This is a genomic window from Kitasatospora sp. NPDC057512, assembly GCF_042802135.1.
Taxonomy (GTDB): Bacteria; Actinomycetota; Actinomycetes; order Streptomycetales; family Streptomycetaceae; genus Kitasatospora.
Genome location: NZ_JBHVET010000219.1, coordinates 1 through 11,403, shown reverse-complemented (window position 1 = coordinate 11,403; position 11,403 = coordinate 1). Strand labels below are relative to the sequence as shown.

8 protein-coding genes are annotated in these 11,403 nt (G+C 74.5%); 2 read left to right on the top strand and 6 right to left on the bottom strand.

The window, feature by feature from the left end:
- From ACFU6K_RS16750 to ACFU6K_RS16730, 5 genes are all read right to left on the bottom strand, one after another.
- On the bottom strand, positions 1 to 847 hold an 847-nt coding region (locus ACFU6K_RS16750), incomplete at its 3' end, for a hypothetical protein (protein WP_380663717.1).
- 89 nt (positions 848 to 936) lie between these two features.
- Complete coding sequence (locus tag ACFU6K_RS16745; RefSeq protein ID WP_380663716.1) at positions 937 to 2,820, bottom strand: threonine/serine exporter family protein; 1,884 nt, start codon at positions 2,818 to 2,820, stop codon at positions 937 to 939.
- A 119-nt stretch (positions 2,821 to 2,939) separates the two neighbouring features.
- On the bottom strand, positions 2,940 to 3,593 hold the full coding sequence (locus tag ACFU6K_RS16740) for a DedA family protein (RefSeq protein WP_380663714.1): 654 nt from the start codon (positions 3,591 to 3,593) through the stop codon (positions 2,940 to 2,942).
- A gap of 237 nt (positions 3,594 to 3,830) precedes the next feature.
- A complete protein-coding gene (locus ACFU6K_RS16735; protein ID WP_380663713.1) occupies positions 3,831 to 6,188 on the bottom strand; it encodes a hypothetical protein in 2,358 nt (785 codons plus the stop codon).
- Positions 6,189 to 6,249: 61 nt separating this feature from the next.
- Complete coding sequence (locus tag ACFU6K_RS16730) at positions 6,250 to 8,154, bottom strand: ATP-binding protein (RefSeq protein WP_380663711.1); 1,905 nt, start codon at positions 8,152 to 8,154, stop codon at positions 6,250 to 6,252.
- Between the two features lie 255 nt (positions 8,155 to 8,409).
- On the opposite strand from ACFU6K_RS16730, the gene ACFU6K_RS16725 reads away from it, so the two are divergent.
- On the top strand, positions 8,410 to 8,784 hold the full coding sequence (locus ACFU6K_RS16725) for a hypothetical protein (protein ID WP_380663710.1): 375 nt from the start codon (positions 8,410 to 8,412) through the stop codon (positions 8,782 to 8,784).
- Between the two features lie 33 nt (positions 8,785 to 8,817).
- On the opposite strand, the gene ACFU6K_RS16720 is transcribed toward ACFU6K_RS16725, so the two are convergent.
- Positions 8,818 to 9,978, bottom strand: a complete 1,161-nt coding sequence (locus ACFU6K_RS16720) for a TetR/AcrR family transcriptional regulator (RefSeq protein ID WP_380663708.1) — start codon at positions 9,976 to 9,978, stop codon at positions 8,818 to 8,820.
- Between the two features lie 197 nt (positions 9,979 to 10,175).
- On the opposite strand from ACFU6K_RS16720, the gene ACFU6K_RS16715 reads away from it, so the two are divergent.
- Entirely contained in the window at positions 10,176 to 11,333 is a 1,158-nt protein-coding gene (locus ACFU6K_RS16715; RefSeq protein ID WP_380663707.1) for an acyl-CoA dehydrogenase family protein, read from the top strand.
- The last annotated feature ends 70 nt before the right edge of the window (positions 11,334 to 11,403 follow it).

Sequence of the window (11,403 nt, the reverse complement as noted above, 5' to 3'; positions counted from 1 at the left end):
GTCGGGCCTGGCGGCGGGCCAGCGCCCGGGCGGCGTGCGCGTCGAGGTGGGCACTGGCCCGGGCGGCCATCCGCTCGGCCACCCGGTGCGCGGCCGGATGGTTGGCGGGCACCTTGTCGGGGGCCCCGGCGATCAGGTCGAAGAGCCAGGTGCGGGCCCGGTCCGCGCGCCGGTGCAGCAGGCGCTCACGCCGCAGCGCACGCGCCCGGCGCCGGGGGCGCGTGGCGTACCGCCAGCGGGCCCAGGGGCTGCTCGGGCGGGCCAGCCGGATCGCCCCGATCCAGGACAGGCCGGGGACCATGATCCCGAGCAGGCCGGTCCACACCTTGCCCTTGAGCAGGGTGACCACCGAGGCCAGCGCGTTCACCGAGATGATCGTGATCAGGCCCCACCTGGTCTCCTCGCCGGGCACCACGCCGAGCGGCACGTACCCGACCAGCAGCAGGGAGGTGAACAGGATGCCGAAGATCACCGCGTCCACCGACTTGCGGCCCTGTTCGCTCCAGTACACGTCGTCCAGGTGCAGGATCAGCGCGAACTCGTCCAGCACCAGGCCGCAGCCGATGCCGAAGGCCAGCCCGAACCAGTCGATCCACGGGTGCCCGCCGTAGGTGGCGAACACCCCGATGCCGCCGAGCAGCAGGAAGCCCAGGCCGAACACCATGTGGTGGATGTGCAGGCCGCCCGGGGTCACGTTGCCCGGCCACCAGCGCACCTGGGCGCGGATCATCCGGACGCTGAACCGGATGAAGACGAAGGAGGTGATGAATCCGACCAGCAGCAGGAACAGCGGTTGCTTGTGCGCGGCGACGATGTGCTCGCGGTAGCCGTCCAGCAGTGTCGTCATGGGTCTTACCTTCGTTCCTGGTCCTGCGTCCTGCCTGCCGTGACGTGGCCCGGGGCCCACGTCTCCCCCAACACCGGGTCGCCGTCCGGTCAGAAGCCCCGGGTGCGCTTGGCCGCCCGGCGCGGCATCGCCGGGTAGAGCGACGGGCGCTCGGCGCCGACCGGCAGCTTCAGGAACAGCCGGGCGATCTCCCCACCGAGGTTCACCCCGACCGCCAGCGCCATCGCGATCGCCGCCGCCCGGAAGACCGACACCAGGCCGGCGCTGGAGTGCCCCTGGGCGAAGGCGAGCATCCCGAGGTAGAGCGCCGAACCGGGCATCAGCGGGCCGATCGCGGCGGTCACGTACGGCAGCGCCGAACCGTTGCGGTAGCGCGCCATCAGCTGGCCGAACAGGCCGACCAGGCCGGCCGCCACACCCGTCGCCGCGATCGGGTTGACGCCCGCGTTGTACACCAGCGCGCCGTAGCTCGCCCAGCCGATGCCGCTGTTGACGGTGACCAGGGCCAGCGTCCGGCGGTCGGTCTGGAGCAGCGTCGCGAAGGCCAGGGTCAGCAGCATCGCGGCGACCATCTGGACCGGCGGGTAGTTGACGCCCACCAGGCTCTCGTCCGGGCGCAGGTTCGCCTCGAAGCCGACCCCCAGGTAGAGGATCACCATCACCCCGATCACGATGCCCGCGACCAGGTAGATCACTTCCAGCAGACGGGCCGCGGCGGTGATGTAGAAACCGGTCAGGCCGTCCTGCACGGCGGCGACCAGGGCTCGCCCGGGCAGCAGGGCGAACAGGCCACCGGTGATCACGACCGAGCCGCGCAGGCCCCAGTCGTTGAGCGAGAGGATGATGCCGGAGGCGGCGGCCGGCATCGCGGCCGCCACGAACTGGTAGAACTCCGGCAGCCGGCGCTTGGCCAGGGCGGAGGCCAGCCGGTCGCCGAGGACGGCCGCGACGAAGGCGCTCGCGAACACCAGCCAGGCCTTGTCGTCGATCTTCCCGCCGACCAGGAAGGTCGCCGCGCCGGCCAGCAGACCGGTGGTCAGGGCGAGGAACCAGGCCGGGTACGGGTGCCGGTTGCGGCGGATCGCCGCGAGCCGGCGGTAGGCGTCGTTGACCGTCACCTGCTCCGCGGTGATGTCCGCGACCAGCGCGTACACCGCGTCGAGCCGGGTGTAGTCGGAGGTGCGGCGGCGCACCACGCGGTCGGCGGTGACCGGCGGCTCGACCAGCGAGGGCTGGTACGAGATGCCGATCAGGGTGAAGGTGACCTGCGGCTCGCAGCGGTCCAGCCGGTAGGCGTGCGCGATGCCGAGCATCGCCGCCTCGACGTCCTCGGCGGCCTCGCCGCTGGCCAGCAGCAGCTCGCCGATGCGCAGCGTCAGGTCGAGGATGCGCGGGACGTTGCGGGTGACGGCCGCGGAGGGGTGCATCTCGCGGGCGGTGCGCTCGAAGGCGGGGCGCTCGGACATCGGGGTGCGCAGCAGGGTGCGCATCCGGTCCGGCCAGGGCGCCTCGCCCGGGGCTCCGGCGGTCAGGTCCGGGAGCGGGATGCCGGTGGGCGGGGTGTAGCCGGCCGCCCGCCACTCCTCGGGGGTGAGGGTGTCCTCGGCGACCGAACGACGGCGGACCGGGCGCTCGGCCTCGACCCGCCCGGCGTCGACCCACCCGGCCTCGACCCGTCCGGCCTCGGGGCGGGCCGCGGACCCGGGCGCCGGCTCGGCCACCCGCTCGGACCCGGGCACCGGCTCGGACACCCGCTCGGGCTCCGGGGCCAGCAGGCCCCTGGTCTCCGGGACGGGCGGCACCAGCGGCACGACGGTGGTGGGCTCGACCACCGGGGCGGGGTGGCCGAGCAGGCCCTCGGTGGGCGGGGCGTCGGCGGGGTGCACCGGCTTCGGGGGCGCCTGCCGCGGCTGTCGGACCGCCCGGCCTCCCCTCGCCCGCTTGCCCGCACCCGGTCGGCCCCGCTTAGGCACTTCCACTCCTTGCCGCCCCTGGCGGCCGCCGGCCACCGTTCGATCTCGGGTTACACCTTGCCTGATCGAACAGCCCGACGCACATGTACGCGGCGTCCCGTGGCCGGAGCGGCGGACGCCTACCCGGCGCGGTGCCGGTCGGCCGCGACCGCGCCGGAGCGGCGCGCCCGCAGCAGCTCGACCGCCACCGGGATCACCGAGAGCAGCACGATGCCGACCAGGATGGCCTCGATGTTGTCCCGGACGAAGGGGATCTGCCCCAGGAAGTAGCCGAGCACGGTGACCCCGCCGCCCCAGAGCACGCCGCCGACCAGGTTGAACACCACGAAGCCGCGGTAGTTCATCCTGCTCACCCCGGCCACGATCGGGGTGAAGGTGCGCACGATCGGCACGAAGCGGGCCAGCACGATCGCCTTGGGCCCGTGCCGGTCGAAGAAGGCGGCGGCCTTCTCCACGTTCTCCTGCTTGAAGACCCGGGAGTCGGGGCGGCGGAACAGGCTCGGGCCGACCTTGCGGCCGAAGAGGTAGCCGACCTGGTCCCCGGCCACCGCGGCGACCACGATCAGCCCGCAGACCAGCCAGAGCGGCTGGTGCAGGTAGGTGCCGCCGGCCACCAGCAGGCCGGTGGTGAACAGCAGCGAGTCACCCGGCAGGAAGAAGCCGATCAGCAGGCCTGACTCGGCGAAGACGATGGCCAGGATGCCGATCAGGCCGAAGGTGGAGATCAGGGTGGTCGGATCGAGCCAGGACGGGCCGAGGGCGAGGCTGGTCACGGTGCGGGCACTCCGAAGGTCGGGTCTTGGCAATGGAATGGTAAAGCATTGACAAAGACTCGGGTCGGCGCCGGATGGTTCCCGTCGCGCGCACGGACGGGGCGGGGGCGGGGAGCGGACGGGGCGCGAACAGGGAGCGGCCGGGGCGCGGGCCGAACGCGGTAGGGGTCCGGGAACGCGTACGGCCCCGGCGGGGCCCTGGAGGGCCGGCCCGCCGGGGCCGTACGGTCGGGGCGGTCAGAGCCCGTAGCGCTCGACCGTCTCCTCGTGCCGGGCGAGGTCCGCGCCGGCCGCCTTGGCCAGCTCCGGCCAGGCGAGCGGGTGCGCCCAGCCGCCGGTCAGCCGCAGCAGCAGGGCGTCGGCCTCGGCGGCCGAGGCGGTCGGCGGCACGCCGAGGGCCGCGTAGACGCCGGGCAGGGTGTCGCCGCCCTCCGCCGGGTCGGTGATCCGGTACTCGTCGCCGCTGTACACCCAGACCGCGCACCCGGCCTCGTGCAGCTCCTCGCGCAGCGCCGACCACGGCTCGTCGCCGGGCCAGCCGCCGTCGATCCAGTACGTGGTGTACCCGGCCGGGTCGAGCAGGGTGAGCAGCTCGAACACCGGGCGCCAGCGCTGCCGCTCCTCCTCGGGGGCGTCCTCGGCCGGCGGGCGCTCCAGCAGGGCCGGGGCGAAGACCACCACGTCGCCGTGGTTGAGCGTCAGGTCGTCGCCGAGAACCGGCAGGATGCGGGCGGTGGCCGGGCCCGTCCGGAGCGCGGGCAGGTCGGACGTCGCGCCGTTGGTGCGGGTGGCGCGGATGGTGACCAGCTGCCACTCCTCGTCCACCGGGCCCTCGGGCTCGTCGAACTCGATGTCGAGCAGCGCGCCGGTGGAGCGGACCACGGCCCAGTCCCGGTTGGCGGTGGCCGCGGTGATCAGGTGCCAGAGGTCCGGCTCCTGGACCGCCCGGTGGCCGTCCTCCTCGGCGGCGCCGTCGGCCGGCACCGCGCGCTCCAGCAGCTCCAGGTACATCCGCTGGGCGGTGGCGTGGTCACCCAGTTCGGTGGCGGCGCGGGCGGCGAGGCGGCGGGTGTTGAGCACCTCGTCGTCCAGCGCCAGGATCTCCTGGCACCGCTCCAGCGCCTCGGCCCAGCGGCCCTCGGCGGCGGCCCAGCGGGCCCGTATCCAGTGCCCGTCGGCCGGGGCGGAGGCGGCCACCCGGTCGGCGAGGCGGCGTATGCCCTCGGCGTCCCGGGCGTCGATCAGCATCTCGCCGAGCGCGCCGGTCAGCTCGCGGTCGGCCGGGTCGTCCTCCAGGTGCCGCCACAGCAGGTCGGCCGCGGCGCGGGCGTGGCCGAGGCCGCCCAGCACGGTGGCCAGGAGCACCGCCAGTTCGGTGGCGCCGGCCTGCTCACCCCGGTACCGGTCCAGGGCGACGGAGAGCAGGTCGGCGCCGGTCTCGTAGGGCACCCCGACCTCGGCCAGGTGCGCCGTCAGCTCGCCCGGCGGGACGGGCAGCTCGGGCTCCGGCAGTGCCTCGGCGGCCGCGCGCAGGGCCGCGACCTGCTCCGACACGCCGTCGGTGCGCCGCAGCCGGGTGAGCTTGCGCTCTCCGGTCGCGGCGAGCGCCAGGGCCACCGTGCGGGCGCCGCGGGCGAGCGCGAGCCGGCCCGCCGCCAGCAGCAGGTCCACGCAGGGGCGGTGCGCGCCGACGCCGTCCAGGTAGCCGACCCAGCCGGCCAGGACGGCGCCCAGCTCGGCGTCGTTCTCCCGGGCGCCGGCGGCGACCAGCAGCTCGACCGTCTGCGCCCAGGTGCCGCGCAGGTCGGCGTGCCGTTCGGCCTCGGCCCGCGCGGGCAGCAGGGCGAGCGACTCCTCGGTGCGGCCGAGCGCGGCGAGCGCGCGGGCCCGCAGCAGGGCGCCCCAGCGCTGGTCCCGCTCGTCCAGCCGGCGGCCCTGCGTCTGCTCGGCCCGCTCGGCGGTGTCGAGCAGCTCCAGCACCTCCTCGTGCCGGCCCAGCAGGTGCAGGGTGCCGGCCCGGGCCTGGTGGAAGCGGAGCGAGACCGGCTGGCCGGCCGCCCGCATCCGGTTGGCCGCGGAGTCCAGGTGGTCCAGCGCCTCGGCCGCCCGGCCGTCGTCCTCCAGGGCGTCGGAGTACTCGCGGGAGAGGCAGTCGTAGCAGGCCCGGTCGGGCTCGATCCGGTCGAGCGTCTCGCCGACCACGGCGAGGCGCTCGGCCACGTACCCCGGCCCGTCGACCCGGGCGTGGCAGATCGCGAAGTCCTGCACCACGCAGACGGACTGCGGGCAGCCCGCCGTGTCCTCCCGGTGGGCGAACTCCAGAAGGTCGACCGCCTCGGGCAGCACCGCCTCGCCCTGCTGGCGCTTGTTCAGCAGGTTCTGCATCCGCCAGTGCCGCAGGTAGACCTCGACCCAGGGCAGGCCGAGCGCCCGGGCGGCGGCCACCGCCTCCGGGTAGAGCGCGTCCAGCTGCTCGTTGCGCCCCTCGGTGGCGTGCTCGGGCAGCTCGACGATGGCGTCGGCCAGCCGGTGGTGGCCGGCCTCGGCCAGCTGCCGGTGGGTGTCCCGCACCCAGGCCCAGATGTCGGTGGTCATGGCTGTTCCCCCTGCGTCGTGCTGATGAGTTGTCTACCGCACCCCACTGACAATCCGTCCGTCACGGCTCCTCCGTGAGGGCCCCGGGGCTGTCCGGGACCTCCGGCAGCCCGGCCGGGACGGCGGCGGTCAGCGCGGAGACCGCGGTGCCGATGCCCGCCAGCGCGGCGGTGAGGTCGCCCTCGGAGGGGCCGGACGAGGCCGCGGCCATGATCACCTTGATCGAGCGGAGCAGCCCGGCCGCGGTCGCGCTGCCGGTGTGCCCCGCGCGGTAGGCGGCGAGCAGGTCCCGGACCGCCGGACTGGCCAGGTTGAGGTAGAGCCGGGCCCGGACCCCGCCGTCGGTGCGGGCGGTGAAGGCGCGGGCCAGCCGCAGGGCGGCGGACGGTATCCGGGCGTCCGCCTGGTCGTCCTCGATCCTGGCCTTCAGCTCGGCCTCGCGGTCCGGCACCAGCACCAGCGGCAGGCCGGGCGGGTCGAAGCGGGCCGGGACGAGCTGCTCGCCCGGGTCGGCGAGGGCGCCGGCCAGCCAGGCCGCCTCGTGCTCCGGCAGCGGGCGCTCCGGATCGCGGAACAGCTCGCGGTTGCCGCGTTCGCTGCCCAGCTCGACCACCCGGCAGCCGCGCAGCTCGGCGTAGCGGTGCAGGAACGGCAGGACGGCGTAGCGGTCGCCGCGCGCGATCGGCACCCGCATCGCCCGGTACAGCATCTCCTCGAAGCCGCCGCCGCTGCCGAGCGCGACGTGCACCGCGCCGCCGCCCGCAGCGCGCAGCGCGCCGGCCGTGAGGTCGCCCTGGGAGGTGGGCACCGGGACGTCGTCGGCGAGCAGGGTGAACAGCCGTTCGTCGCAGAGCGCGGCGCCGAGCAGGTCGTTGCCGTGCCGGGTGAGGATCCGGCGCCAGGCGGCGGGCCGCAGCCGGGCGGTCTCGTACAGGCCGTCCACGATGGCGTCGGCGAGGGCCTTCCGGAGCGCGTGGTAGTGCTCGTCGCGCTGGAGGTCCTCGCGGCTGGCGGTGGGGGTGAGCCGGTCGGACTCGACCACGCCGCCGATGAACCCGGCCCAGCGGGGCAGCAGGTCGCGGGCGTCCTCGGCGAGCAGCATGCCGCGCAGGTAGACGGCGAGGTCGCGGTTGTCGCTGCTGCCGTAGCTGCCGCCGTCCTGGACCCAGAGCAGGCCGACCGCGTCGGTGGCGCCCTCGACCGGCTCGACCGGGAAGGCGGTGAGCGGCTCGAAGCGGCGGCCGAAGGCGGCGGCGAAGCGCATCCGGGCGGCGTACCGGTCGCCCTCCGGACGCCCGCGCCAGGGCACCTCGACGGAGTTGACCGGCCGCTCGTCCTCGCCGACGTGGACCGGGACCGACAGCAGCACGCAGTAGCGGCCGAGCACGTCGCGCAGGACGTCCTCGTCGGCGAGGTGGCCGTGCTCGGCCTTGAGCGCCAGCTCGACCACCGTGCCCGGCTGGGGCCGGGCCGGCACCGGCTCGACCTGGTACTGCTCGCCGCCGCGGCTGCGGTAGCGGTGGCCGAGCCCCGGCTCGCGGTGCGAGGTGGTGGTGACGGTGACCTCGTCGGCGACCGAGAAGGCGGAGAGGAAGCCCAGGCCGAAGGCGCCGATCAGCTCCTGGTTGCCGGTCAGTTCGCGCAGCATCCGGGTGTAGCCGGTGCCGACGGTGGCCAGGTAGGAGTGGATCTCGGGCTCGGTGAGGCCGGCGCCGGTGTCCTCGATGGCGACGGTCCGCCGGGCGGCGTCGGCGCGCACCCTGATCAGCGGGCGGTGGTCGCCGTCCGGGTCCTCCAGGAGCCGGCGGGTGTGCGAGTCGTGGGCGTTCTGGACGAGTTCGCGCAGGGCGACCAGCGGGGTGGAGTAGAGGTGGGTGGCGAGGACGTTCACCAGGCCGCCGAGATCGACCTCGGTCGTGCGCAGCTCCTCGGCGGGGGTGAACTCGGGCGGGGCACCATCAGACATGGGTCCTCAGTGTGCCAGTGCGACTATCTGGCGACCATTTCTTTCTTCTTGACGCCTTCCCGATGGAATGACGGAATGCGGTCAACTTCGACAACGTCGAATTGACCACCCCTCCACCATCGGGGGAATTGCCACCCGTTCGGTGGAGTTCGTCCACCCCACCGGTGAATGCTGAACGGGCGACGTCAGGGCACGGCGCCCCGGAGCGGCCACTCCGGGCGGCACCACCATTCGCTTCTCGCCAGGGAGACCAGCGTGTCCCGTATTCGCGCAGCCGCCGCCGTCACCGCCCTCGGGGCGCTCCTCCTCGTCGGCTTCGGCGCCGCCACCGCGAACGCCGACAGCGGCGCCGGCGCCGGTGCGAGCGACCGTTCCAACGGCAGCGTGGTGAGCGACTCCGGCTCCGGCAACATCATCGGCGCCGTCCACGGCAACGTGGTCAACACCCAGCAGACGGCCACCGGTTCGGGTGCGGGCAACCAGAACAACGGCGTCGCGGTGACGGGCAACGGCGGGACGGTCAGCGCCGACCAGGACAACACCGTCCAGCACAAGTCCCTCCGTCGCGACGCTCCCCGGCGCGACGGCGGCGTCGACGCCCAGGTCTACTACCCGCACGTCCTCTACTAGGACGCACCACCGGCTCGCTCTGGGGGCCCGCGGTCAGGAGAGCCCCAGCACCGCCCGGCCGAGCCGCAGCAGGCAGTCCCCGAGGTCCGGCCGGGCGTTGTGCGGACGGTTCCGCACCCCGTCGTTGACCAGCGCGAACAGCGCGTGCACCCGGATCCGGGCGGCCGCCGCGTCGTACCCGGGGTGCACCTGCCGCAGCAGTCCGACCCAGGTGCGCAGGAAGTCCCGCCGGAAGTCCACCGCGGCCCGGCGGTCGGGCGGGGCCAGCCGCTCCGTCTCGCTGAGCATCGCGCCCAGGTAGTCCCCGTTGCGCAGCGCGAAGCCGACGTACGCGCCCAGCCCGGCGTCGAGCGCCGCCCCGGGCCCGGCGGCGGCCGCGATCGCGCCGTCCACCTCGTGCCAGAGCCGCTCGCGGCTGCGCACCAGCGAGGCGGCGAGCAGCTCGGCCTTGCTGTCGAAGTGCCGGTACACGCTGGGGCCGGAGATGCCGACGGCGGCGCCGAGTTGGTCGGTGCTGACGTTGTCGAAGCCGCGCTGGTGGAACAGCCGCACGGCCGCCGCGAGCAGCTCCTCCCGGCGCGCCCGCGGTCTGGGCTCCGGCGTCGGCCCCGGCTCGGCCACGGCGTCGGGCCCCGCGGCCGTACCGCCCGGGGAGACCGCGAGGACGGCCGCGACCACCTCGCGCAGCAGCGCCTCGGCCCGTCGGGGCTGCGGCGCCGCCGACTGGTAGGAGAGCCCGGCGCAGGCCGAGAGCGCCGACCAGCAGAGCAACTCAGCGTCCCGGGCGGCGAGTTCCGGCCGTTCCGCGCGCAGCACCACGACCATCAGGGCGACGTCCGCGCGCAGCTCGCGGCGCAGCGCCGCCCGCCGGGCCGGCGGCAGCAGCCGGGCGTCGCGCTGCACCAGGGTGCCGAGCGGACGGTGACCGACCGCGACGGTGGCCAGCGCGGCCCCGAGGTCGGCGGTGGTGCGGGCCGAGCGCAGGCCTTCGGCGAGCGCGTCCAGGCCCAACCGGACGGCGCGGTCGAGCAGTTCGGGCTTGCCGCGGAAGTGCCGGTAGAGCGCGGGCGCGGTGATGCCGACGCCGGCGGCGACCTCGGTCATCGAGACCTGGTGGTAGCCGCTGCGGTGGAAGCGGTCGGCGGCCACCGCCAGGATCTGGGCGCGCCGCCCGGGCGGCCGTCGGACCACCATGGCGCGCCTCCCCGCCGTCTCCCCGGACACTCCGAGCAGGCTAGCAAGGATTCACTTGCCACCCCTGCCACCCGTGCTCCGCGGCCCTTCGGACGCTGGACAGCCGAAGCTACCCCGGATTAACTTGTGGGGCCATCACCAGGCACGTTCCGCCCCGGCCGGCAGCCCCGGCCGGTGCCGTCGAAGGGAGCGCCGCCGTGCGCCGCACCGTGTTCAACGAGGACCACGAGGCCTTCCGGGAGACCATCCGGGACTTCATCGCCAACGAGGTCGTCCCGGTCTACGAGAGCTGGGAGGCCGAGGGCCACCCGCCGCGCGACTTCTACCGGCAGCTCGGCGCGCTCGGCGTCTACGGCATCGAGGTGCCGGAGGAGTACGGCGGCGCGGGCGAGAGCGGGTTCAAGTACCAGGCGGTGGTCGCCGAGGAGACCGCCCGGGCGGGCGTCAGCTTCGGCTCCTCCGGCGTGCACACCGGCCTGGTGCTGCCGTACCTGCTGGAGTACGCCACCGAGGAGCAGAAGCGGCGCTGGCTGCCCGGCTTCGTCTCCGGCGACATCATGACCGCGATCGCGATGACCGAGCCGGGCGCCGGCTCCGACCTCGCGGGCATCACCACCACCGCGCGGCTCTCCGAGGACGGCACCCACTACGTCCTGAACGGCGCCAAGACCTTCATCACCGGCGGCGTGCTGGCCGACCTCGTCCTGGTGGTCTGCCGCACCGCCCCGTACGACCCGGAGAACCGCCGGGCCGGGCTGTCCATCCTCTGCGTGGACACCTCCTCCGCGGGCTACACCGTCGGCCGCAAGCTCCAGAAGATCGGCCTGCGCACCTCGGACACCGCCGAGCTGGCGTTCAGCGACGTCCGGGTGCCGGTGGAGAACCTGCTCGGCGAGGAGGGCCGGGCCTTCTCCTACCTGACCCACAACCTGGTGCAGGAGCGGCTGGCGATCGCCGTCGGCGCCTACGCGGCGTCCGCGGCGGCGGTGCGGTTCGCGGTGCAGTACGTCAAGGACCGCAAGGTGTTCGGCAAGGCGGTGGCCGAGTTCCAGAACACCAAGTTCACCCTGGCCGACTGCGAGGCCCAGGTGGTGGCGCAGCAGTCGATGGTGGACCGGGCGCTGGAGCTGTACCAGGACGGCGAGCTGACCGTCGCGGACGCGGCCGCGGCGAAGCTGTTCTGCACCGAGTCGGCCTCCACCGTGATCGACAAGTGCCTCCAGCTGCACGGCGGTTACGGCTACATCCTGGAGTACCCGATCGCCCGGCTCTACACCGACAACCGGGTGTTCCGGATCTACGGCGGCACCAGCGAGGTCATGCGCGGCATCATCGCCAAGTCGCTCGGCTTGTAGGGCCGTTCGGGTCATCCGGGCCGTTCGGGCCGAGTGCGGCAGCCGCGTGAAGGCGCGTCCCGCCGAACGC

Bases quoted from the DNA above. Each gene is read 5' to 3' on its own strand.
- ACFU6K_RS16735 (WP_380663713.1), bottom strand. From the start codon at position 6,188: ATGACCACCGACATCTGGGCCTGGGTGCGGGACACCCACCGGCAGCTG.
- ACFU6K_RS16730 (WP_380663711.1), bottom strand. From the start codon at position 8,154: ATGTCTGATGGTGCCCCGCCCGAGTTCACCCCCGCCGAGGAGCTGCGC.
- ACFU6K_RS16720 (WP_380663708.1), bottom strand. From the start codon at position 9,978: ATGGTGGTCCGACGGCCGCCCGGGCGGCGCGCCCAGATCCTGGCGGTG.